The 22886-nt window shown below is 70.3% G+C and carries 23 protein-coding genes; 16 read left to right on the top strand and 7 right to left on the bottom strand.

What is annotated here, in order from left to right; all coding sequences use genetic code 11:
* Positions 1-24: 24 nt before the first annotated feature.
* The 4 genes from F0U44_RS06910 to F0U44_RS06895 all read left to right on the top strand — a co-directional run bounded on the left by F0U44_RS06910 (position 25) and on the right by F0U44_RS06895 (position 5881).
* On the top strand, positions 25-1392 hold the full coding sequence (locus F0U44_RS06910; protein WP_149727444.1) for a hypothetical protein: 1368 nt from the start codon (positions 25-27) through the stop codon (positions 1390-1392).
* 100 nt (positions 1393-1492) lie between these two features.
* A complete protein-coding gene (locus F0U44_RS06905) occupies positions 1493-2848 on the top strand; it encodes an ELWxxDGT repeat protein (RefSeq protein WP_149727443.1) in 1356 nt (451 codons plus the stop codon).
* Between the two features lie 159 nt (positions 2849-3007).
* The gene (locus F0U44_RS06900; RefSeq protein ID WP_188113361.1) at positions 3008-4357 is read left to right on the top strand and encodes a hypothetical protein; all 1350 of its coding nucleotides are present in this window, start codon (positions 3008-3010) and stop codon (positions 4355-4357) included.
* 102 nt (positions 4358-4459) lie between these two features.
* Positions 4460-5881 carry a hypothetical protein gene (locus F0U44_RS06895; RefSeq protein ID WP_188113360.1) on the top strand — a complete coding sequence of 474 codons (1422 nt, stop codon included), beginning with the start codon at positions 4460-4462 and terminating at the stop codon, positions 5879-5881.
* Between the two features lie 7 nt (positions 5882-5888).
* Here the strand turns inward: F0U44_RS06895 and F0U44_RS06890 are convergent, their stop codons facing one another.
* The gene (locus tag F0U44_RS06890; RefSeq protein WP_149727440.1) at positions 5889-6725 is read right to left on the bottom strand and encodes an SDR family oxidoreductase; all 837 of its coding nucleotides are present in this window, start codon (positions 6723-6725) and stop codon (positions 5889-5891) included.
* 101 nt (positions 6726-6826) lie between these two features.
* Here F0U44_RS06890 and F0U44_RS06885 point away from each other — a divergent pair, with 101 nt between their 5' ends.
* Positions 6827-7546, top strand: a complete 720-nt coding sequence (locus F0U44_RS06885) for a PaaX domain-containing protein, C- domain protein (RefSeq protein ID WP_149727439.1) — start codon at positions 6827-6829, stop codon at positions 7544-7546.
* Here the strand turns inward: F0U44_RS06885 and F0U44_RS06880 are convergent.
* The gene (locus F0U44_RS06880; RefSeq protein WP_149727438.1) at positions 7539-8252 is read right to left on the bottom strand and encodes a PaaX family transcriptional regulator C-terminal domain-containing protein; all 714 of its coding nucleotides are present in this window, start codon (positions 8250-8252) and stop codon (positions 7539-7541) included. The two genes, F0U44_RS06885 and F0U44_RS06880, sit on opposite strands and share 8 nt — an antisense overlap.
* Positions 8253-8316: 64 nt before the next feature.
* On the opposite strand from F0U44_RS06880, the gene F0U44_RS06875 reads away from it, so the two are divergent.
* The 3 genes from F0U44_RS06875 to F0U44_RS06865 are packed head-to-tail and all read left to right on the top strand — an operon-like array spanning position 8317 to position 11653.
* Positions 8317-9255 (top strand): crotonase/enoyl-CoA hydratase family protein, encoded by a 939-nt coding sequence (locus F0U44_RS06875; protein WP_149727437.1) that lies wholly within the window; start codon positions 8317-8319, stop codon positions 9253-9255.
* 5 nt (positions 9256-9260) lie between these two features.
* Positions 9261-10895 carry an acyl-CoA dehydrogenase family protein gene (locus F0U44_RS06870; RefSeq protein WP_149727436.1) on the top strand — a complete coding sequence of 545 codons (1635 nt, stop codon included), beginning with the start codon at positions 9261-9263 and terminating at the stop codon, positions 10893-10895.
* The gene (locus tag F0U44_RS06865; RefSeq protein WP_149727435.1) at positions 10892-11653 is read left to right on the top strand and encodes a crotonase/enoyl-CoA hydratase family protein; all 762 of its coding nucleotides are present in this window, start codon (positions 10892-10894) and stop codon (positions 11651-11653) included. Before F0U44_RS06870 ends, F0U44_RS06865 begins: the two co-directional genes overlap by 4 nt.
* Positions 11654-11809: 156 nt before the next feature.
* Here F0U44_RS06865 and F0U44_RS06860 read toward each other — a convergent pair whose 3' ends face one another.
* Positions 11810-12373 carry a TetR/AcrR family transcriptional regulator gene (locus F0U44_RS06860; protein WP_149727434.1) on the bottom strand — a complete coding sequence of 188 codons (564 nt, stop codon included), beginning with the start codon at positions 12371-12373 and terminating at the stop codon, positions 11810-11812.
* Between the two features lie 27 nt (positions 12374-12400).
* On the bottom strand, positions 12401-12940 hold the full coding sequence (locus F0U44_RS06855) for a Uma2 family endonuclease (protein ID WP_246160332.1): 540 nt from the start codon (positions 12938-12940) through the stop codon (positions 12401-12403).
* A gap of 139 nt (positions 12941-13079) precedes the next feature.
* Here F0U44_RS06855 and F0U44_RS06850 point away from each other — a divergent pair, with 139 nt between their 5' ends.
* The 4 genes from F0U44_RS06850 to F0U44_RS06835 are packed head-to-tail and all read left to right on the top strand — an operon-like array spanning position 13080 to position 18412.
* A complete protein-coding gene (locus F0U44_RS06850; RefSeq protein WP_188113359.1) occupies positions 13080-14609 on the top strand; it encodes a carboxyl transferase domain-containing protein in 1530 nt (509 codons plus the stop codon).
* A gap of 5 nt (positions 14610-14614) precedes the next feature.
* A complete protein-coding gene (locus tag F0U44_RS06845; protein WP_149727431.1) occupies positions 14615-16381 on the top strand; it encodes an ATP-binding protein in 1767 nt (588 codons plus the stop codon).
* Positions 16374-17324 carry a hydroxymethylglutaryl-CoA lyase gene (locus F0U44_RS06840; RefSeq protein ID WP_149727430.1) on the top strand — a complete coding sequence of 317 codons (951 nt, stop codon included), beginning with the start codon at positions 16374-16376 and terminating at the stop codon, positions 17322-17324. Before F0U44_RS06845 ends, F0U44_RS06840 begins: the two co-directional genes overlap by 8 nt.
* Positions 17321-18412, top strand: coding sequence for a hypothetical protein (locus F0U44_RS06835; protein ID WP_149727429.1), 1092 nt, complete (start codon positions 17321-17323; stop codon positions 18410-18412). The genes F0U44_RS06840 and F0U44_RS06835 overlap by 4 nt, the downstream gene beginning before the upstream one ends.
* A gap of 4 nt (positions 18413-18416) precedes the next feature.
* Here F0U44_RS06835 and F0U44_RS06830 read toward each other — a convergent pair whose 3' ends face one another.
* Positions 18417-19121, bottom strand: coding sequence for an EcsC family protein (locus F0U44_RS06830; protein ID WP_149727428.1), 705 nt, complete (start codon positions 19119-19121; stop codon positions 18417-18419).
* A gap of 17 nt (positions 19122-19138) precedes the next feature.
* Here F0U44_RS06830 and aat point away from each other — a divergent pair, with 17 nt between their 5' ends.
* From aat to F0U44_RS22950, 4 genes are all read left to right on the top strand, one after another.
* On the top strand, positions 19139-19873 hold the full coding sequence (gene aat / locus F0U44_RS06825) for a leucyl/phenylalanyl-tRNA--protein transferase (protein ID WP_149727427.1): 735 nt from the start codon (positions 19139-19141) through the stop codon (positions 19871-19873).
* A gap of 84 nt (positions 19874-19957) precedes the next feature.
* Complete coding sequence (locus tag F0U44_RS06820) at positions 19958-20527, top strand: hypothetical protein (RefSeq protein WP_149727426.1); 570 nt, start codon at positions 19958-19960, stop codon at positions 20525-20527.
* Between the two features lie 89 nt (positions 20528-20616).
* Entirely contained in the window at positions 20617-21027 is a 411-nt protein-coding gene (locus F0U44_RS06815) for a hypothetical protein (protein WP_149727425.1), read from the top strand.
* A gap of 30 nt (positions 21028-21057) precedes the next feature.
* Positions 21058-21591: a hypothetical protein gene (locus F0U44_RS22950; RefSeq protein WP_188113358.1), complete on the top strand. Its 534-nt coding sequence runs from the start codon at positions 21058-21060 to the stop codon at positions 21589-21591.
* 9 nt (positions 21592-21600) lie between these two features.
* Here the strand turns inward: F0U44_RS22950 and F0U44_RS06800 are convergent, their stop codons facing one another.
* Together F0U44_RS06800 and F0U44_RS06795 are read right to left on the bottom strand one after the other, a co-directional pair.
* Complete coding sequence (locus tag F0U44_RS06800) at positions 21601-21933, bottom strand: rhodanese-like domain-containing protein (RefSeq protein WP_149727422.1); 333 nt, start codon at positions 21931-21933, stop codon at positions 21601-21603.
* Between the two features lie 5 nt (positions 21934-21938).
* Positions 21939-22817, bottom strand: coding sequence for an Fpg/Nei family DNA glycosylase (locus tag F0U44_RS06795; protein ID WP_149727421.1), 879 nt, complete (start codon positions 22815-22817; stop codon positions 21939-21941).
* Positions 22818-22886 lie beyond the last annotated feature (69 nt).

Below are 22886 nucleotides of genomic sequence, written 5' to 3'. Positions count from 1 at the left end.
GCTCCTCGAAGGTCGGAGAGCGCCATGGCGCAGGCTCGGGTACGTCGATCGCTTCAACTGGCGCTCGGATGCGGGCTCGGCTTGGCCGCCCTCGCCCCGGCGAACGCCGCTCCCGGTGACACGCACACGAGCTTCGTGCGGGACATCAACCCTGGCGTGGGCGACAGCTTCCCCGGCGAGCTGACGCCGGTCGGCCCGAACCTCTTCTACCGCGCGGGTTCGACCGCCCTCGGTTACGAGCTCTGGAAGACGACGGCCGGGGGCGTGACCAGCCTGGTGCGCAACATCGCGCAGGGAGCGACCAGCAGCTCGCCGTCCTCCCTCACGGTGCTGGGGTCGACCCTTATCTTCACGGCTGCCGACAGTGCCGGAGATCGCGAGCTGTGGCGCTCCGACGGCACCCTCGCCGGCACCAGTCGCGTGCGTGACATCAACAGCTCCGGCTCTGCCAACCCCTTCTTCCTGGCCGTCCTGGGCAGCGAGGTCCTGTTCAGCGCGACGGGCAGCGCCGGTGACACGGAGCTCTACAAGTCCGACGGCACCGCGGGCGGCACCGTCCTGGTGCGCAACATCAACCCGAGTGCGAGCTCCTCGCCGGCCTACCTCGCGACGGTCGGCGACACGGTCTTCTTCACCGCCGACGTCGGTGGGCGTCGGCTCTACAAGTCCGACGGCACGACGGCCGGCACCGTGATGGTCAAGAACATCGACGTCTTCCCGCAGGACCTCACCGCGGTCGGCGACCTGCTGTTCTTCACCGGCACCGACGTGGCGCACGGCCAGGAGCTCTGGGTCTCCGACGGCACCGGGCCGGGCACCCACCTGGTCCGCGACATCGCGACCAACGCGGGCTACGGCAGCGCTCCTCAAGAGCTGACGGCCGTCGGCACCGACCTGTGGTTCACCGCGCAGGACAACACGGGCGACCGTGAGCTCTACGTCTCCGACGGTACGGCGGGCGGCACCCACCGCGTCCGCAACATCAACGCCGGCACCGTCGGCGGGGGCGATGCGACCAGCAGCACGCCGCGGTCGCTGGCGGCACTCGGTGGCACGGTCTTCTTCAGTGCGGTCGACGCAGCCGGTGACCGGGAGCTCTGGAAGTCCGACGGCACGGCAGCCGGAACCGTGCGGGTCAAGAACATCAGTGCGACCGGCGACAGCGACCCGTCGTTGCTGACCGCCGCCGCCGGCCTGTTGTTCTTCGACGCCACCGTCAGCGGCGTCGACCGGCTGTGGGTGTCGGACGGCACCGGTCCGGGCACGAAGCCGGTCGGGCCGGCCGGTGTCACGAGCCCGCGGGAACTGGTCGACTTCCAGCTGACGCTCTACTACCGAGCGACGACCGCGGCTAAGGGCGCGGAGCTGTGGAAGACCGACGTCGAGCAGTAGGCAAAGGGTTCACGAATCGGGTGACAGTCGTCGGCGGTCCGGCCTAAGTTCGGGCCAGTGGCAGGCCTGCTCCCGAGGCCTGCGCGTCCAGGAGGCTCTCGTGAACCCTGTCCGCCATCTCGCCGCGCTGACCATTGCGGGCCTCGGGCTCGCCCTGCTGTCGCCCGTCGCCGACGCCGACCCCGGCGACACGCACACGACCCTGGTGCGCAACATCAACCCCGGCACCACGGGCAGTTTCCCCTCCAGCCTGACAGCGGTGGGAGGGACGCTCTACTTCGCCGCGCTGTCCGCCACGACCGGGTTCGAGCTGTGGAAGACGCAGGCGGGTGTGACCAGCCTGGTGCGCAACATCGTCCCGTTCACCGGGAGCGGTGCGCCGCAGAACCTGACCGCGGTGGGCTCGACGCTCTTCTTCACCGCCATGGACGCGATAGGCGATGTCGAGCTCTGGAAGTCCGACGGCACACCGGCCGGCACCAAGCGGGTCCGCGACATCAACCCCGCGGGCAGCTCCAACCCGACGCACCTGACCAGTGCCAACGGCTACGTCTTCTTCGCCGCGACCGACAACGCCGGCGACACCGAGCTGTGGCGGTCGGACGGCACCGCGGGCGGCACGATCCGACTGCGCGACCTCAAGATGTTCGCGAGCAGTGCCCCGCACGACCTCGTCGCGGTGGGCAACACGCTCTACTACGTCGCTGACGACGAGGACGGCACCCGGCTCTACAAGTCCGACGGCACGATCGCGGGCACCGACCGGGTGAAGAACGTCGACAACTTCCCCTCCGTGCTCGCGGCGGTGGGCACCAAGCTCTACTTCTCCGGCGTCACCGCGGCGGCAGGCGCCGAGCTGTGGGTGTCCGACGGCACGTCGGCCGGCACCAAGATGGTCCGCGAGATCGCGCCGGGCAACCTCAGCAGCTTCCCCGTCGGGATCGCCGCCGCCGGCACCGACGCCTACTTCAGCGCCGTCGACGGGAGCGGTGACCGCGAGCTCTACATCTCCGACGGTACGGCGGCCGGCACCCACCGCGTGCGCAACATCAATCCGCAGACCGTCGGCAACAGCGCCGACATCAGCAGCTTCCCGGTGGGTATCACCGCGATGGGGAGCACCGTCTACTTCAACGCGACGGTCGCCGGCGACACCGAGCTGTACAAGTCCGACGGCACCTTCGCCGGCACCGTCCGGGTCAAGGACGTCAACCCGACCGGCGACAGCAACCCGCTGTGGCTGACCGAGTGCAACGGGCTGATGTTCTTCACCGCGTTCAACGGGAGCGTCACGCAGCTGTGGCGCACGGATGGCACCGCGGTCGGCACCCGACGCGTCAGCCCGCTCGGCCTCACGAACCCGGCCGAGCTGACCTCGCTCGGGCTGACCCTCTACTTCCGCATCAACAGCGCGACCTACGGCGACGAGCTCTGGAAGTCCGAGATCGAGAACTGACGGCGGGTGCTGTTTGCGGATTCGGCGGACACCGAAGTCGGCGAGGCATACGGTCGACGCGACGCCGCCGCTCCCGCGATCTCCTCGGCGTCCCCGATCGAATGCGGTGGCGCCATGATGGCTCGTCGGCAGAGAAACGTCTCCCTCGTTCTCGGAGCGGTGGCCGCCATCGGCCTCGCGATCCTCGCGCCGGTCGCCGTCGCGGCCCCGGGTGACGTGCACACCAGTCAGTCGCGCGACATCGCGGCGGGGCCTGCCTCCAGCGACCCCGAGCGGCTCACGGTCGTCGGGTCGACCCTCTTCTTCACGGCCGACCACCCGACGTACGGTCGGGAGCTCTGGAAGACCACCGCAGGTGGCGTGACGAGCCTGGTCCGCAACATCGCTGCCGGCGCCGCCGCCAGTGATCCGCTCGAGCTGACCGCCGTCGGGTCGACCCTCTTCTTCACGGCCATGGACAGCGCCGGGGACCGGGAGCTGTGGAAGTCCGACGGCACGGGAGCCGGCACCGTGCGCGTGCGCAACATCCGGACCGTGGCCCCGCCGAACGGGAGCAGCGCGCCCGGTGAGCTGACCGAGGTCAACGGCACGCTGTTCTTCGCGGCCTCGGACAACGCCGGTGACCGCGAGCTGTGGAAGTCCAACGGCGTCGGGTCCGGCACGGTGCGGGTGCGCAACATCTACCCCACGGGGTCGGCCAACGTCAGGGAGCTGACGTCGTTCGCGGGCGCACTCTTCTTCGTCGCAACCCAGCAGGACGGGTCCCGGATCTGGCGATCCGACGGCCTCGCCGCAGGTACCGTGCGGGTCTCGAGCGTCAGCATGATCCCGCAGGCCCTCACCGTGGTCGGGAGCAAGCTCTTCTTCACCGGGGAGACGGGGACCTACAACCGCGAGCCGTGGGTGTCGGACGGCTCGTCGGCCGGGACCAAGATGCTGCGCAACCTCGATCCGGAACCCGGGGTCCCGAGCAACCCCAGCCAGCTCACCGACGTCGGCGGCACCCTGTTCTTCAGCGCCGACGTGGGCGGGGACCGCGAGCTCTACAAGTCCGACGGTACGGCGGCCGGGACCCGCATCGTCCGCAACGTCAACCTCACGCAGGACACGCTGCCGCTGGGACTCACCGCCTACAACGGCAAGCTCTACTTCTCGGGACGCAACAACTTCGACGCCGAGCTCTACGTCTCCGACGGCACCTTCGCCGGCACGAAGCTGGTCAAGGACATCTACAACCAGGGCGCCAGCTCCCCGACCGGGCTGACCGTTGCCGGTGGTTTCCTGTTCTTCCGCGCCCTGACCTTCTTCGACCCCACGTTCCCGGGCACCGTCTACGACCAGCTGATCCGGTCCGACGGCACCACGGCAGGCACCATCCCCGTGGGCGCGATGGGTGTCGCCGACGACGAGGTGCCCGCGGGGTTCGTCGACTTCCAGGGCACGCTCTACTACCGCGACTCCAGCGCTGGCTTCGGTGTCGAGCTGTGGCAGGCGACGATCGAGAACTAGTTCTCACGTTCATCGGACAGCACGCCGATGGGTCACCTACGTTCGCAGGGGCGGGGCGCTGTGACTCCCATGGTGCTCGCCTCGGAGAGTGGGGGCGTCGCCATGACGCACAGTCGGCAGGTTCGGTCGCGGCGGCGTACGGCGGTCGGTGCCCTCGTGGTCGCCGCCGGGGTCATGCTCACGGCCCTGACCCCGGGCGCGACGGCAGCTCCGGGCGATGTCCATGCGGAGATCGCCAGGGACATCAACCCGGGCGACGACGGCAGCTTCCCCTACTACATCGCCGCTGCCGGCCCGAACATCTTCTACCGGGCCAGCCACCCGACCTACGGCATCGAGCTCTGGAAGACCAATGCAGCCGGCGTCACCAGCCTCGTCCGGAACCTGGTCTCGGGCAACGGCAGCAGCTATCCCGAGATGATCACGGCCGTCGGCGGCAGGGTCTTCTTCACTGCCGAGGACGGAGCGTCCGACAAAGAGCTCTACGTGAGTGACGGCACCGCGGCAGGAACCCGTCGGATCAAGGAGATCAACCCCTTCGGCAACGTGGACGTCGGCAACCTCACCGACGTCAACGGGACCCTGTTCTTCAGCGCGGTGGACACTGCCAACGACGTCGAGCTGTGGAAGTCGGACGGCACGGCGGCGGGCACGCGACGCGTTCGCGACATCTTCCCCGCCGGCGACAGCTATCCCGCGGACTTCGCCGTGGCCGGCGGCCTGCTCTACTTCACCGCGGTCGCCCCCGGCGGCCGGTACCTGTGGAAGTCCGACGGTACGGCGGCCGGCACTGTCCGGGTCCGGGCGCTCAACCTCCAGCCGATCCACGTGACGGCCGTCGGCTCCAAGGTCTACTTCTCCGGAGCGGTCAACACCGACACCAATGATCGCGAGCTGTGGGTCTCCGACGGCACCGCCGCGGGCACCAAGGTGGTGCGCAACATCAACGCCACCGCAGGCGAAGGCAGCTTCCCTGAGGAGCTGGCGGCCGTGGGCGACCGTGTCTACTTCAGCGCGGTCGACGCCAACCATGACCGCGAGCTCTACACCTCCGACGGCACCGCGGCCGGCACCCGTCGGGTGCGCAACATCAACACCTTCGTCAGTGACAACCCGGCCCAGACGAGCAGCGATCCGGCCCAGCTGACCGACGTCAACGGCACGCTCTACTTCACGGCGATCAAGAACTTCGAGATGGAGCTGTGGAAGTCCGACGGCACCTTCGCCGGCACGGTGAAGCTGCCCGAGTCGCTCGGTTTCGGCACCAGCTCTCCGGACCAGTTGACCGCCGTCGGTGACCTGCTGTTCTACCGGACCAAGACCAGCATCGGCTCCGATCAGCTGTGGAAGACCGACGGCACCCCCGGAGGCACCGAACCGGTCGGCCCGTCGGGACCGAGCAACAACGCGCAGCCGGGCGATCTCACCGACTTCGGCGGCACGCTCTACTACCGCGAGGGCTTTGACGCTCCCGAGGCCCCCGCCGGCGGGACCGAGCTGTGGCGCGCGACGATCGAGCCCTGAGCTCTGCTCAGGCAGGCGGGTCGACGAAGATGTCGTACTCGAGGGTGCCCGTGCCGCCGTACTGACTCAGGTCGGTGACGCCGGCCTCGCGCAGCACGTCGACGTCGATGAAGGTGTTGCCGGTGCACTCGCGTGAGGGTCGGGTGAGGATCTCGACCGCGGCGTCGGCGACGACCTCGGGCGTGCGGGCCTTGCCGACCGCGGCGTCGCCGCCGAGCAGGTTCTGCACGGCAGCGGTCGCGATCAGGGTCTCGGGCCACAGGCAGTTGGCGGCGACGCCGTGCTCGGCGTACTCCGCGGCCCAGCCGAGGGTCAGCAGCGACATGCCGTACTTGGCCAGCGTGTAGGCCGGGTGGGCGCCGAGCCACTGCGGGGACATGTTGAGCGGCGGCGACAGCGACAGGACGTGCGGGTTGGTGCCCTCGCGCAGGTGGGGGAGGCAGGCGCGGGTGAGCAGGTAGGTGCCGCGCAGCTGGATCGACGTCATCAGGTCGAAGCGCTTGACCGGCAGCTCCTCGGTCGACGCCAGCGCGATGGCGGAGGCGTTGTTGACGCAGATGTCGATGCCGCCGAAGCGCTCGACCGCCTGGGCCACAGCGCGCTCGACCGACTCCTCGTCGCGCACGTCGCCGACCACGGCGAAGGCCTGGCCGCCGGCGGCCTCGATCTCTGCGGCTGCCGTGTGGATCGTGCCGGGAAGGCGGGGGTCGGGGACGTCGGTCTTCGCGAGGAGTACGACGTTGGCCCCCTGCCGCGCGGCGGCGATGCCGATCGCGAGCCCGATGCCCCGGCTGCCGCCGGACATGATCATGGTGCGGCCGGCGAGGATCTGCGATGTGGTCATGTCCGGGGACGTTACAGATCTACGACGGCCGTGCCAATGGTGTTAGACATAGATCACAACGTTCTCGCTGCGGCTGTCAGAGATGCGTAACATGGTGGTCGATGTCGACCCTCAAGCCCGTCTCCGCACGCTCCACGCTCCTCAGCCTGCTGCTGGGCGCCGACTCCCCGAGCCTCTCGGCGCGTGAGCTCGTCGCCACCGCGTCCGTCGTGGGCGTCTCCGAACCGACCGTCCGGGTCGCCCTGTCGCGGATGGCCGGGGCCGGCGACGTCGTGCGGGACGAGGAGGGACGCTTCGCGCTGTCGGACCGGTTGCTCGCCCGGCAGCTGCGCCAGGAGGCGTCGATCCGGCCCCGGACGATCGCCTGGCGCGGGCGCTGGGACATGGTCGTCGTGACGGCGACCGGGCGCTCTGCTGCGGAGCGCGCCGAGCTGCGGACGGCGCTGACCGACCTGCGGCTGGCCGAGCTGCGCGAGGGGGTGTGGACGCGGCCGGCGAACCTGCGGCTCGAACTGCCTGCTGGGGTCGATGCCGTCGTCGAGCGGTTCGTCGCCTCGCCGGCCGCCGAGGCTTCCGACCTGGTCGCGCGCCTGTGGGACCTCGACGGCTGGGCGCGCCGCGGGCGGGCGCTGCTCGAGGCAACCCGCACCGACGATGTGGTCGTCCGGTTCACCGCGTGCGCCACCTCGGTCAGTCACCTCCTTAAGGATCCGTTGCTCCCGACCGAGCTGCTGCCAGCCGACTGGCCGGCCGACGAGCTGCGCGAGGCCCACCTCGCCTCCCGTGTCTGGATCAACGAGCTGCGCGGTGACCTCAGGTGATGGCCATCTCCCGCAGCTCGGCCTGGTAGGTCGCGTAGGCCGCGCGCAGGTCGGCGCCCGGCCAGTCGGCCGGGAGCAGCTTGCGGGGCAGCAGCGGGTCGCGCGTGAGGTGGCGTACGACGTGGGCCGCGACCGCGAGGCGGGGCGCCGGCTCGGTCGTGTCCTCGACCTGGCGAAGCAGCTGTTCTCCCTCGCGGACCCATCCCCGGAGGTCCCAGAGGTCGGCCGCGAGTGCAGCCGGATCGCCGTCGGGGCGTGATCGGAAGGTCGTGAGGACGCTGTCCTCGGCGTAGGTGGGAGCACGCCGCAGGTTGGCGGGACGGGTCCACACGCCCTCGCGGAGCTCGGCCAGGCGAGCAGCGGTGAGGCCGTCGCGGAGGGCGGCCCGGTCGCTGCCTGACCGTCCGGTGACGACGATGACGGCCATCTCCCAGGTGCCGTCCCACGCCGTCGCGGCGTCCTCGACCGCCTCGTCCTGGTGGCGCTGGCGCGCGACGAGCCGCTCGCCGAGGACGTAGTCGCCGTCGACTCGGCGCAGGTCGCCGGCTGCGACGGCGCGCGTCAGTGCGACCCGGAGGGTCGGGGCGGGGATCCCGAAGTGCTCGCCGGCGCGGGTCACCTGGGCGGGCGACATCCGGTCGGGGTGGGAGCCGAGGAGCAGCGAGAGGACGACCGAGCGCGCGGGCAGCGGCTTCAGGACCTCCATGGGCAGAACTCTTTCATGCTACAGATCTAGACACAACTGTTAGACAAACTGTAACGTCCCGGGCATGGCAGAACCAGCGCCCTGGCGCCGCCCTGCGCACGAGGGGCCCGACTCGCCGTACGCCGGCATGCCCGCCGACGACACCGCGGCCGATTACGCGACGCTCACCTACGAGGTCGACGGCCGGGTCGCGCGGCTGACCTTCAACCGGCCCGAGCACGGCAACGCGATCACCACCGACACACCGTTCGACATTGCGGCCGCGGTCGAGCGGGCCGACCGTGATCCACGGGTGCACGTGATCGTGGTGAGCGGGCGGGGCAAGGGCTTCTGCGGCGGCTACGACCTCGGCGCGTTCGCCGAGCAGGCGATCCCCAACCACGACCCGTCGAAGCAGTGGGACCCGATGGTCGACTACGCGATGATGAGCCGCTTCACGAAGGGCTACGCGTCGCTGCTCCACGCCAACAAGCCGACGGTCGCGAAGATCCACGGCTTCTGCGTCGCGGGCGGCACCGACATCGCGCTGCACTGCGACCAGATCGTCATCGCCGCCGACGCCAAGATCGGCTACCCGCCCACCCGGGTGTGGGGCGTGCCGAGCGCCGGGATGTGGGCGCACCGGCTCGGCGACCAGCGCGCGAAGCGGTTGCTCCTCACCGGTGACTGCCTGTCGGGCCGCGAGGCCGCGGAGTGGGGACTCGCGATCGAGGCGCCCGAGCCCGAGGACCTCGACGAGCGCACCGAGAACCTCATGCAGCGGATCGCCGCGATGCCGCTCAACCAGCTGATGATGGTCAAGCTCGCCCTCAACTCCGCGCTGCTGGCTCAGGGGGTCCAGCAGAGCCAGATGATCAGCACCGTCTTCGACGGGATCTCCCGGCACACCCGGGAGGGCTACTCCTTCGCCGAGCGCGCGATGGAGGTCGGCTTCAAGCAGGCCGTGCAGGAGCGCGACGGCGCTCCCTACGACGACTTCGGACCCTCCACGAACAAGGGATGAGTGACATGACCAAGACGCACGAGGTCTTCAACCAGGTCCCGCCGCTGGTGGGCCACAACACCGCCGCCGATCCGGTGCTGCGCGAGGGTGTCGAGCGGGAGGGTGCCGGCTGGGCGCTGCCCGAGATCGACGAGCTCGGCCGGCTGGCCGGCACCGCGGAGGCGCAGGCCTTGGGTCGCCTTGCCGAGCGGGTGCCGCCGCGTCTCCTCACCCATGACCGCTACGGGCATCGCGTCGACGAGGTGGAGTACGTGCCGGCGTACCACCAGCTCATGGAGACCGCCGTCTCCCACGGTCTGCACGGGGCGCCCTGGGCCGACGACCGTCCTGGCGCGCACGTCGCGCGGGCCGCGAAGTTCATGGTGTGGTCGGTCGACGCCGGTCACGGTTGCCCGATCTCCATGACCTACGCCGTCGTACCGGCGCTGCGCGCCAACCCCGAGCTGGCCGCGCAGTTCGAGCCGCTGCTGACCAACCGGGTCTACGACTTCGGCCTTCGCGACCCTGCCACCAAGGGCGGGCTGATCGCCGGCATGTCGATGACCGAGAAGCAGGGTGGGTCCGACGTCCGGGCCAACACGACGACGGCTACTCGCCAGGCCGACGGCACCTACGTGCTGCGGGGCCACAAGTGGTTCACCTCGGCGCCGATGTCGGACATGTTCCTGACGCTGGCGCAGACGCCGGCCGGAGTGACGTGCTTCCTGGTGCCGCGGATCCTGCCCGGCGGCGAACCCAACGCGATGCGCTTCGTCCGGCTCAAGGACAAGCTCGGCAACAAGTCCAACGCGTCGTCGGAGATTGAGTACGACGCCGCGGTCGGCTGGCTGGTCGGCGAGGAGGGGCGCGGGGTGCGGACCATCGTCGAGATGGTCAACATGACCCGGCTCGACTGCGTCATCGGCTCGTCGGCGGGCATGCGCACCGCGGTCGCGATGGCCGCGCACCACGCGCGGCACCGGTCGGCCTTCGGCGAGCTGCTCATCGACCAGCCCGCGATGCGCAACGTGCTCGCCGACCTCCAGGTCGAGTCCGAGGCCGCGACCACCGCGATGCTGCGGCTGGCCGGAGCCAACGACCGCGCGATCCGGGGCGACGAGGGCGAGGCCGCGCTGCGGCGGATCGCGCTGGCCGTGACGAAGTACTACGTCTGCAAGCGCGCTCCCATCGCCGCGGGCGAGGCGCTCGAGTGCCTCGGCGGCAACGGCTACATCGAGGACTTCGACCTGGCGCGGATCTACCGCGAGCTGCCGCTCCTCTCCATCTGGGAGGGCTCGGGCAACGTCGCCGCGCTCGACGCGCTGCGCGCGATCGCCCGCGAGCCGCACACGCTCGACGCCTTTTTTGGCGAGCTCGACCTGGCCGTCGGCGTCGACGCGCGCTACGACGACGCGGTCGACCAGCTCAAGAAGGAGCTCACCTCCTTCGACGACATCCAGCTGCGCGCGCGGCGGATCGTGGAGCTGATGGCCCTGGTCTTCCAGGGCTCGCAGCTGCTGCGGCACGCCCCGTCTGCTGTCGCCGACGCCTTCTGCGCGTCGCGGCTCGGGCGCGACTGGGGTGGTGCCTTCGGCACGCTGCCGGCCGGGCTCGACCTGGCGCCGATCCTCGAGCGCACGGCGACCGGGTTCGCCGGATGAGCATCGACGTCTCCCGCGAGGGCGCGGTCACGGTCGTCACGATCAACCGCCCCGACGTCCGCAACGCGGTGGACACCGAGCACGCCCAAGCGCTGTACGACGCGTTCCTCGCCTTCGACGCCGACCCGTCGGCCTCGGTCGCCGTACTCACGGGTGCCGGCGGCACGTTTTGTGCCGGCGCCGACCTCAAGGCGGTCTCGGCCGGGACCATGAAGGCCGACCCTCCGGGCACCCACGGCCCCGGCCCGATGGGTCCGTCGCGGCTGCTGCTGTCGAAGCCGGTCATCGCTGCCGTGGAGGGCCATGCCGTCGCCGGTGGGCTCGAGCTCGCCGTGTGGTGCGACCTCCGGGTCGCTGACCCCGACGCGGTGTTCGGCGTCTACTGCCGCCGTTGGGGTGTGCCGCTGATCGACGGCGGCACGATCCGACTGCCCCGGCTCATCGGGCAGTCCCACGCGCTCGACCTGATCCTGACCGGACGCGGGGTCGGTGCCGACGAAGCCCTACGGATGGGCTTGGCCAACCGGGTCAGCGCCCCCGGCGCCGCGCTCGACGAGGCGATCGCGCTGGCCGGGCAGATCGCCGCGTTCCCACAGACCTGTATGCAGCAGGACCGCCTGTCGTCGTACGAACAGCATGGGTTGCCGATCGACCGCGCCCTCGACGTCGAGTGGGTCCACGGCGGCCGCTCCCTGTTGGAGGCGATGAGCGGCGCCGCCCGCTTCCGCGACGGCGCCGGCCGCGGGGGCGCCTTCTAGCCGCGAAGTGTCGTTCTTGCGCTCGCGAAGTGTCGGGGTTGCGCGCACGAAGTGTCGGGGTTGCGCGCACGAGGTGTCGATGTTGGCGTGCCGAGGTGTGACACCTCGACCGCTCAACCCTGACACTTCGTCAGCTCAACCCCGACACTTCGCGGGCTAGGCGCGCAGCGCCGCGACGGCCATGGAGGCGAGGAGGGTGCGGAGCTCGGCGTCGGAGATGGCGTGGCCGGCGCGGGGGGTGGAGTTGAGGAGGCCGAACGCCGCTTGAGCGGCAGCGTGGGCAGTCGGCTTGGCGAGCTCAGGGCGCAACATGCGGAGCTGGCCGGCGAGCAGGTCGACGTACTTCCTCTGCAGCGCGCGGACCTGAGCGCTCGCCTCGTCGGGGAGCGACTCCCAGTCGCGGTCCTGGACGATGATCAGCGGTCGGTGGCCGAGGGCGAACTCGACGTGCCAGTCGACCAGAGCCCGTACGGCGGCAGCAGGTCCGTCCGCTGCTGCGACCCGTGCGCGGCCCACCGCCAGGAGCTCCTCGCTGATCGACACCAGCATCTCGGCGAGCACGGCCTGCTTGTTGGGGAAGTGCTTGTAGAGCGCGGGGCCGGAGATGCCGCAGGCAGCGCCGAGCTCGGCGACCGAGACGCCGTGGAAGCCGCGGGCCGCGAAGAGCTCTGCTGCCGTGGTGAGAATCTGCTCTCGACGGGTGGGCTCGGCGACGGTCACCCGATCAGGTTAACGCTCGTTCACCTGCTAGTAGCGCAGCTCTGCGGGGACGACCGTCACCGGGAACGGCAGGGTCGCCTCCCACTGGTCACCGTCCGCGAGGTCCGCGACCTCCACGTAATGGCCGTCGACCAGCTCGAAGGCAGTGAAGTGGAGGTCGGCCGGGTCGACGATCCAGTACGAAGGGATGCCGGCCCGCTCGAAGCGTTCCTTCTTGAGGTTGAGGTCGATGACCCGGGTCGAGGGGGAGAGCACCTCGACCGCAAGGAGCGGCGGTCCGGGCAGGTTCTTCGGCCCGAAGTCACTGCGCCTCGCGACGAGGACGTCGGGCTCGACCACCGTGTCGTCGGCCAGGACGACGTCCATGGGGGCCGGGAGCACGCGAACGTCGGCGGGTGCGGCGTCCCGCAGCAGCATGCTCAACGACAGGACGATGCCTTGGTGGTCGGGGATCGGAGAGGCGTTCACGATGAGGAGGCCGTCGATGATCTCGTAGCGCCGGCCGTCGTCAGGCAGGTCCTCGAGATCCGCGTAGGTCCACGGTCCTGCGATCAGCTCCGTGCTCATGGCAACCATCTTTACTTACCTCCCGAGAAATCGACATGGAGATGAGCGTCGGATATCCGACACCTCGGCGCTACCCGGTGCGGTCGTTGTCCACAGCCACGATTGACCACCCAGGTTAATGATCGTTAACCTAGGGATCATGACGAGTCTCGAGGAGCTCACGGCCGAGCTGCGCCAGCGGCTCGCCCGGGTGCGTGAGGGCGGCAGCGAGTCGGCCCGCAAGAAGCACACCGACCGCGGCAAGCTGCTCGCCCGCGACCGGGTCGACCGGTTGCTCGACCCGGGAAGCCCCTTCCTGGAGGTCGCGCCGCTCGCCGCGTTCGGCATGTACGGCGGCGCCGGTGACGACTACGCCGTCCCGTCAGCCGGCGTCGTTGCAGGCATCGGTCGGGTCGAGGGGCGCGAGTGCATGGTCGTCGCCAACGACGCCACCGTGAAGGGCGGCACCTACTACCCGATCTCGGTGAAGAAGCACCTGCGCGCGCAGACGATTGCGGCTGAGAACAACCTCCCGTGCGTCTACCTCGTCGACTCCGGCGGCGCGTTCCTCCCCATGCAGGACGACGTCTTCCCCGACAAGGAGCACTTCGGCCGGATCTTCTTCAACCAGGCCAACATGAGCGCCCGACGCATCCCCCAGCTCTCCGCGGTCATGGGGTCCTGCACGGCCGGCGGCGCCTACGTGCCGGCGATGTCCGACGAGACCGTGATCGTCAAGAACCAGGGCACGATCTTCCTCGGTGGCCCGCCGTTGGTGAAGGCCGCGACCGGCGAGGTCGTGACGGCCGAGGAGCTCGGTGGTGGTGACGTGCACGCGCGCACCTCGGGCGTGGTCGACCACCTGGCCGACGACGACGCGCACGCGCTCCAGATCCTTCGGGGGATCGTCAACACGCTCCCGAGCCCCACGGCCAGCGACTGCGGTGAGGTTGAGGAGCCGCACGAGTCGCCCGAGTCGCTCTACTCGGTGGTGCCGGCGAGCACCCGCACGCCGTACGACGTCCGCGAGGTCATCCGTCGCCTCGTCGACGGCTCGCGACTCCAGGAGTTCAAGCAGCTGTACGGCGAGACGCTCGTCTGCGGGTTTGCAAAGATCCACGGCCACCCGGTCGGCATCGTCGCCAACAACGGCATCCTCTTCAGCGAGTCGGCGCTCAAGGGTGCGCACTTCGTCGAGCTCTGCAACCAGCGCGGCATCCCGCTCCTCTTCCTGCAGAACATCAGCGGCTTCATGGTCGGCAAGGAGTACGAGAACCGCGGCATCGCCCGCGACGGCGCCAAGCTCGTGACCGCGGTTGCGTGCTCGGTGGTCCCGAAGCTGACCGTCGTCATCGGCGGCTCCTTCGGCGCGGGCAACTACGGCATGTGCGGACGGGCCTACGACCCGCGCTTCCTGTGGATGTGGCCCAACGCGCGGATCTCGGTCATGGGCGGCGACCAGGCGGCCAACGTGCTCGCGACGGTAGCCGGGCGCGAGGATGACGAGGCGTTCAAGGACCCGATCCGGGAGCAGTACGAGACCCAGGGATCGCCCTACTACGCCACCGCCCGTCTCTGGGACGACGGCGTGATCGATCCCGCCGACACCCGGCGGGTGCTCGGCATGGCCCTCGCGGTGACGGCCAAGGCGCCGGTCGCCGACCCCTCCTACGGCATCTTCCGGATGTGATGGCCATGCCCGAGATCAAGACGACCGTCATCAAGACGGTCTACATCGCCAACCGGGGCGAGATCGCACGTCGGGTGGCGCGCACCTGCGACCGCCTCGGCATCCGCGCAGTCGCCGGCACTGACCGCTTCCTCGACCCGGAGGCACAGGTGGCTGCGGCGCTCGCCGCCGGTGCCGACGCCATCCACCCCGGCTACGGCTTCCTCTCGGAGAACGCCGGCTTCGCCCGCGCGGTCGCCGAGGCGGGGATGGCCTTCATCGGACCGACGCCCGAGGTCATCGAGCAGATGGGTCGGAAGGACGCGGCCCGGGAGATCGCGGTCGCTGCCGGCGTACCTGTCGTGCCCCAGGGCGAAGGCGCTTCCTATCCCGTCCTCGTGAAGGCCGCGGCTGGTGGTGGCGGCAAGGGCATGCGCGTCGTCCGGTCGGCCGCCGAGCTCGACGAGGCGGTCGCTGCAGCCAAGCGCGAGTCGCTCGCCGCCTTCGGCGACGACACCATGCTGATCGAGAAGTACGTCGAGCGCGGTCGCCACATCGAGGTGCAGGTGATGGGCGACAGCCACGGCACCGTGGTCCACCTCCTCACCCGCGAGTGCTCCGCCCAGCGACGCCACCAGAAGGTGATCGAGGAGGCGCCCGCGCCGTTCCTCGACGACGACGTGCGCGAGCGCATCCACGCCTCCGCGGTCGCCCTCGCGCAGAGCGTCGGCTACACCAATGCCGGCACGGTCGAGTTCCTGCTCGACGCCGAGACGGGCGACTTCTACTTCCTGGAGATGAACACCCGGCTCCAGGTCGAGCACCCGGTCACCGAGGAGGTCACCGGTCTCGACCTGGTCGAGCTCCAGTTGGCGGTCGCGGCCGGCGACAAGCTGCCTTTCCCCCAGGACGCGGTCGCGCCCGTCGCGCACGCGATCGAGGCTCGGGTCTACGCCGAGGACGCCTACGCCGGCTTCCTGCCGCAGGCCGGCACTGCGTCGCAGGTCGCTTGGCCGACGACCGTCCGCGTCGACCACGACCTCGCGTCGGGTCAGGTCGTCAGCACCGCCTTCGACCCGATGCTGGGCAAGGTGATCGCTGTCGGTCCGGATCGCGAGGTGGCCCGTCGCCGCCTCGTCGGCGCGCTCGACGACACCACGATCCTCGGTCTCACGACCAACACCGGCTTCCTGCGCGAGCTCGCCGCCGGCGAGCCCTTCGCGCAGGGCGAGATCGACACCGCCTGGCTCGACCGCAACCCGCCCGTCGCGCCCGACCCGACGGAGGCGCGCGAGCTTGCGGCCCATCTGTGGCAGCGGGGGCGCGCGACGACCGTGGGCCCGTTCGTCTCCGACGGCTTCCGGCTCGGTGCTCCACCCGCGCCGGTCCAGGTCGACTTCGAGGACGGTTCGGTCCTCCTCGGACCGACGCCCGCGACCCTTCCGACCGCCCTCGTCACCGAGCACCGCGTCGAGCTGGCCCACCACGGCCAGCGCTACGTGTTCGAGCGCCCGGACGCGGCCGCCGACCACGGTGTCGAGGCGAGCGACGGGACGGTCGTGGCGCCGATGCCGGGCACCGTGCTCGACGTACGCGTCACTGAAGGCGCGGCCGTGCAGGCCGGTGACGTGCTCGGAGTGGTCGAGGCGATGAAGATGGAGCTCGCGCTCAAGGCGCCGTACGACGGCCTGGTCACCTCCGTCTCCGCGACGACCGGTGCCCAGGTGGCCCTCGGTGACCCGCTGTTCACGGTTGAGGCGACGCCGATGGCAGGGGAGGCAACCGATGACTGAGGGACTCCCCATGGTGGTGGCCGAGCCCGACCTGCCGGACCGCGTCACGATCTACGAGGTCGGCGCCCGCGACGGGCTGCAGAACGAGGAGGCCCTGGTGCCGACCGCGGTGAAGGCGGAGTTCGTGCGTCGCCTGCTCGACGCGGGGCTGCCGGTCGTCGAGGCGACCAGCTTCGTGCACCCGAAGTGGGTGCCCCAGCTCGCCGACGCGGCCGAGCTGATGACGGGCCTGGTCGCCGAGCTCGGGGACACCGCGCGGGCGCTGCCGGTGCTGGTGCCCAACCAGCGCGGCCTCGACCGGGCGCTGGAGCTGGGCCTGCGCCACGTCGCGGTCTTCGCGTCGGCCACCGAAACGTTCGCCAGCAAGAACCTCAACCGCACCCTCGACACGCAGTTCGAGATGTTCGAGCCGACGATCCAGCAGGCGCTGGCCGCCGGGCTCGACGTCCGCGGCTACGTCTCGATGTGCTTCGGCGATCCGTGGGAGGGGCCGGTCGCACTGGAGCAGGTCGTCGCGGTCGGCAAGCGGCTGCTCGACCTCGGCTGTCACCAGCTGAGCCTCGGCGACACGATCGGCGTCGCGACGGCCGGTCATGTGAAGGCACTGATCGCCGCGTTCGACGCTGCCGGGGTCGACCAGGCCCGCCTGGCGCTGCACTTCCACGACACGTACGGCCAGGCGCTCACCAACGTGCACGCGGGGCTGCAGGCAGGCGTGACGACCTTCGACGCGTCGGCGGGCGGGCTCGGCGGCTGCCCCTACGCCCACAGCGCCACGGGCAACCTCGCCACCGAGGACCTGGTGTGGTTCCTCACCGGCCTCGGCATCGAGCACGGGGTCGACCTTCGTGCCGTCGTCGACACCAGCGTGTGGATGGCTGGCCACCTCGGAAGGCCCAGCCCGTCAGCAGTCGTGCGCGCGCTGGCACAATCACCCGCATGACCAGGGTCGTTCACCTGCACATCGGTGCGCCGAAGACAGGGACGACCTACATCCAGACGCGGCTCGGCCGCAACACCAAGACCCTGGCCGAGCACGGTGTCCACTTCCCGTCGATCAGCCGGTTCGCTCGACCGGAGCTCTCGCAGTTCCGTGCGGCGCTCGACCTGACCGAGCAGGACTGGGGCGGTGCGCCCGGCCACGCCGACGGCGCCTGGGACGCGCTGATGCGGCGCACCCGCCGCCTCGACGGCAACGTGATCATCAGCCACGAGATCCTGGCGCCGGCCCAGTCCAAGATGATCGAGCGCGCGATGCGCGACCTCGCGGGCAGCGAGATCCACATCGTCTACTCGGGCCGCGACCTCGCCCGTTCGCTCTCCGCCGCGTGGCAGGAGAGCGTCAAGCAGGGCCGCGCCTGGACGTTCCGCAAGTTCCTGCGCCGCTCGCGCATGGGCAAGCCGTTCATGATGCAGGCCTTCGACATCCCCGATGTGCTGTCGTCGTGGGGAGTGGCGGTCCCTCCGGAGCGCATCCACCTGGTCGTCGTACCTTCCAAGGCCAACGCCGCCTCCGACGACACCCTCTGGACGCGGATGTGCCGTGCCTTCGACATCGACCCGGCCTGGGCCCCGCTCGACAGCGACGCCGCCAACAAGTCGCTCGGCGTCGCCGAGACCCAGGTGCTGCGTCAGCTCAACCAGGCGCTCGGCCGCAAGGTCGCGCGCGAGGGCGACTACGACGACCTGCTGCGTCGGATGGTCGCCGACGGCTCGCTCTTCCACCACCGTTCGGCGCCGGTCACCCTGCGTCCCGACAACTACGACTGGGTCGAGGAGCGCACCGAGCGGTCGCTGGAGTGGATCGCGGCCAGCGGCATCGACGTCATCGGTGACCTCGACGAGCTCCGCCCGCGGCGCCCCGACCCCGCGGCGCGCTGGGCCAACCCCGACCGGGTCAAGAAGCAGGCCATCACCCGCGCCGCCGTCGGCGCCCTCAGCAGCATGACCGCCGAGGCCGCCCGCCGGCCCGACCCGCACGGCCTCGCCGTACGAGCGACCCGCGAGATCAAGCGCCGCCTGGAGCCGTAACGCCTCAGAAGGGCAGCTGGGCCCTGGGCAGGAATTCCCGGTCGGCGTAGCGGCCGATCTTCCAGGTGCCGTAGCCGTCGGCGCCCATGCCGACGAGGCCGCCGACGACGGGGACCCGCTTGCCGATGGTCGTGGCGAGGCGCTTGCCGATCACCCGGCCGACCAGGTCGTTGGCGACGGCGGTCGTGATGACGGCATCGAGGGCGGGATCGTGGGACGGGGCGGTGGCGAGAGCCATCGGGGGCGCGGGGAGGTTGAGCTTCTTGATCTGCTTGCGCACCGTGTCCTCGCCCAGGACCGTCACGAGGATCGCGTTGCGGACGCGGGGGTCCTCGAGGTCGTAGCCGCGCAGGTGGGCGATGCCGGCGACCATGCGGCACTGGATCAGCGCGAGCTCGGTGATGTTGGCGGGGGCGATGAGGGCCGCGGTGACCAGGCCGCCGAGGTTGGTGACCAGGCCGCCCACGCCGGCGTAGCGGACGTGGTTCTCGATCACCTCGTGGATCGCCTTGTCGATGTCGCCGCGTTGCTCGCGCAGCTGGACCTCGGCGGCGTGGGCGGCGGGCGGCAGCGGACCGACGCCGGTGATCGCCCGGTGCAGGGCCTCGCGCACGAAACCGGAGGTGAGTCCGGGAGCCAGCTCGGTGATCTTGGGTACGACGACACCAGCCGCCTTGACGGCGAGCCCTCGCTTCAAGCCACTGCGCATGGGAAAACCTTAGAGGGATGGACGAATCCGGCCCGACCGAGCCACCCCCGACCCCGTGGGAGCTGCCCACCCGTGAGCAGCTCGCCGATCACGACCCCGACCACGACCTGATCGCGATCGGCGCCGACCTTGAGCCCGGCACCGTCCTCGCGGCCTACCGCCGCGGCCTCTTCCCGATGCCCGAGGGACCGCGGATCGGCTGGTGGTCGCCCGCCGACCGCGGCGTCCTGCGCCTCGACGGACTCCGGGTGTCGCGGTCCCTGCGCCGGTCCCTGCGCGACTTCGAGGTCCGCGTCGACACCGCGTTCGACGACGTCATGGCGGCCTGCGGCGACCCGAGCCGCTCCGGAGCGTGGATCGACCAGCGCATCCGCACCGCCTACAACGAGCTCCACCGCCTCGGCTGGGCGCACTCGGTCGAGACCTGGCAGGACGGCCGCCTGGTCGGCGGCCTCTACGGCGTCGCCATCGGCGGCCTGTTCGCGGGTGAGTCGATGTTCCACCACGTACGCGACGCCTCGAAGGTCGCGCTGGTGAGCCTCGTCGACCTGCTGAGAGATGCCCATGCGGCCGATCGGCTCGTCGACGTGCAGTGGTCGACGCCGCACCTCGAGAGCCTCGGGATCGAGGAGATCTCGCGTGAGGAGTACGTCGGCGGGCTGGCCCGGCTGCTCGCCGTACCGCTCCCTCAGGTGTTTGCGCGGCGCGCGGAAGGGGGAGGACCCCTTCCGGCATCGGACGGCCATCAATAGTCTGCCTCTGACGGCTGGCTCTGGCCGGCCAGCTCCCCCTGACCCGGCGCACGCGGCGCGGGTCGCCTGCGAAAGGAAATCAGAATGACCCGGATCAAGCGCCCGGCCGCTGCTGTCGGCGTTGCCGCGCTCCTCGCGTTCTCCCTCACCGCGTGCGGTGGTGGGTCTCCCGACGACGCCTCGAAGGGGGACTTCTGCGACGACGTGACCGAAGCCTTCAACCAGGACTTCGCCAGCGACCCGACCGAGGACGAGTGGAACGACTTCAAGGACGACGTCGAGGCCCTCGCCGACACCGGTACCCCCGAGAACATCTCCGACGACGCCCGTGACGGCTTCGAGGCCTTCGTCGATGCTGTCGACGACCTCGACTACGACGACGTCAAGGACGCGGACGAGGACGAGGACTTCGGCCTCGACGACGAGGACCAGGAGAACTTCGAGAAGTTCTTCGCCTACGTCGGCACCGAGTGCGCCGAGGAGTTCGGCATCCCGGACGTGCCGACCGACATCCCGACCGATCTCCCGACGGACATCCCGACGGACCTGACGGACATCCCGACCGACATCCCGACCGACCTGTCGGACCTGACCGAGATCCCGAGCGACCTGCTCTCGGAGCTCTCCGACCTGACCGCGATCCCGACGTCCTGATCACCTGACGTCTCGCTTCAGACGACGGCCGGTCCCGCCCGACGGGACCGGCCGTTGGTCTGATCGGGGCTCCATCGAAAGGAAACCGCATGACGCTGCTCCCGCGTCACGCCGCCACCCTGGGCGCCACCGCCCTGTTCGCGCTCTCCCTGAGCGCGTGCGGCGGCCCCCCCGACGACGCCTCGGTCGCCGATTTCTGCAAGGCCATCCACGACACCTCCTGGGCGACCAGCCTCGACGAGACCTCTGATGGGGACGAGATCGTCAAGGCGCTCCAGAAGTGGCGCGACAAGCTCGACGAGACGGGCACGCCGAAGGGCATCCCCGACGACGCCCGCAAGGGCTTCGAGATCACCATCGACACGTTGAGCGACGTGAAGGCCGAGGACTTCGACAGTCCTGACGACCTCGGCGACATCAACGGCGACCTGTCCAAGGAGGACGAGGACAAGGTCGAGGCCCTCAACGACTACTCGACCGACAAGTGCGAGGGCGGCTGATCCGTTGAACGGGGTGGGACGATGGCTCTGATGCGTCCCACCCTCCGCCCTCTGCTTCCGCTGCTGCTCATCGTCGGCGCCGTGACCTTCCTGGCCGGCTGCTCGGGTGACAGCGACGCCGACGCCACCGGACCGACGGTCCTCGCGACCGGTCCGCACGAGTCGACGACTCCCGCTGCTTCGACCACGCCGACCACGCCGACCGCCCCGACGAGCAGCGCCACCGCGCTCGCGCCGGAGGTGGCGGCGGTGTGTGCGCCCTACTCCGTCATGGTCGCGGCCATCAAGGACGCCGCTGCGACGACGAGCGATCGTGAGGAGATCGCCGCCGCGATCGCGCCGGTGATGGAACAGTTCGCCGCGAGCATCGCCGCCCTGCAGCGCCCGCCCGGCCTGCCGGCAGCGACCTGGGCGGGCGTCGTCGCCCTGGCCCACAAGATCCGAGCACTCCCGGCGCATCCCAGCACCGAGGACATCGAGGCCGTCGAGGAGCAGCTCACCGCCGACCAGCGCGAGGCGGTCGAAGCCGCCGCGGACTGGTTCCGGGCGAGCTGTGGTGCCTAGGGGCGCACGCTAGGCGACGTACGCCGGCCCGCCCGTGTCGCTCACCAGCGGCCGGGCGGCCGCCTCCCACTCGTAGAGGCCGCCGTCGAGGTTGATCGCGTCGTGCCCGCGCTGGGCGAGGTAGGCGACCGCCTGGGCCGACCGGGCGCCGACCCGGCACACGACGAGGATCTGTCCCTCGGGGATCTCGTCGATCCGCGCGGGGAGGTCGTGCAGAGGGATGTGCAGCGACCCATCGACGTGGCCGGCCTGCCACTCGTCGTCCTGGCGGACGTCGACGACGGTCACGCCTGCCGGCAGCGGGTCGGGGACGCCGTGGATGGAGACGGTCGGGATCTGCACGTGGCCTACTTCAACAGCTTGCTCATGCGGCGGTCGGCGAGGGGTTTGCCGCCGGTCTGGCAGGTCGGGCAGTACTGCAGGCTCGAGTCGGCGAAGGACACCTCGCGCACGGTGTCGCCGCAGACCGGGCACGCCAGGCCGGTGCGTCCGTGCACGGCGAGGTTGGACTTCTTCTCCGCCTTCAGCTCGCTCGCTGCGAGACCCCGGGAGCGGTCGACCGCATCGCCGAGGGTGTCCTTGACGGCACGGAAGAGCGTGGTGAGCTCGTCATCGGTCAGTGAGTTGGCGGGCTTGAACGGGCTCATCTTCGCGGCGTGAAGGATCTCGTCGGAGTAGGCGTTGCCGATGCCGGCGATGGTGCCCTGGTGGCGGAGCACGCCCTTGAGCTGCTTGCGCCCCTCGACCTCGAGGATCCCGGCCAGCACCCCCTGGGTGAAGGCGTCGTCGAGCGGGTCGGGACCCAGCCGGGCGATGCCTTCGACGTCACCGGGCGTGCGGACCAGGTAGAGGGCGAGCGACTTCTTCGTGCCGGCCTCGGTGATGTCGAGGCCGGGGGTCACCCCGTCGGACTCGTCAAGAACGACGCGCACCGCGAGCGTCGACTTGGTGCTCGGCTTGGGCGGGATCGTGGGCACCTCGTCGCGCCACCGCACCCAACCCGCTCGCGCGAGGTGGCACACGAGGTGCAGGCCACTGGCCTCGATGTCGAGGAACTTCCCGTGCCGTCGTACGTCGTCGACCAGCGCTCCCTCGATCGCCGCCAGAGGCGGGTCGTAGGTCTTCAGCGCGCTGAACGCCGCGATGTGCACCTTGGTGATCGCACGGCCGGCCAGCCGGCCCCGGAGATCAAGGGCCAGCGCCTCGACCTCGGGCAGCTCAGGCATGCCGGCCAGGGTACCGAGGGAAACGGACACCGAGGCTAGTGACAGGGCGGGCCTATCAGCGCATGATGA

It is taken from the genome of Nocardioides humilatus, from assembly GCF_008373755.1.
GTDB classification, from domain to species: Bacteria; Actinomycetota; Actinomycetes; order Propionibacteriales; family Nocardioidaceae; genus Nocardioides; species Nocardioides humilatus.
The sequence above is the reverse complement of the archived record's forward strand: the minus strand, read 5'-3'. Positions and strand labels throughout refer to the sequence as shown.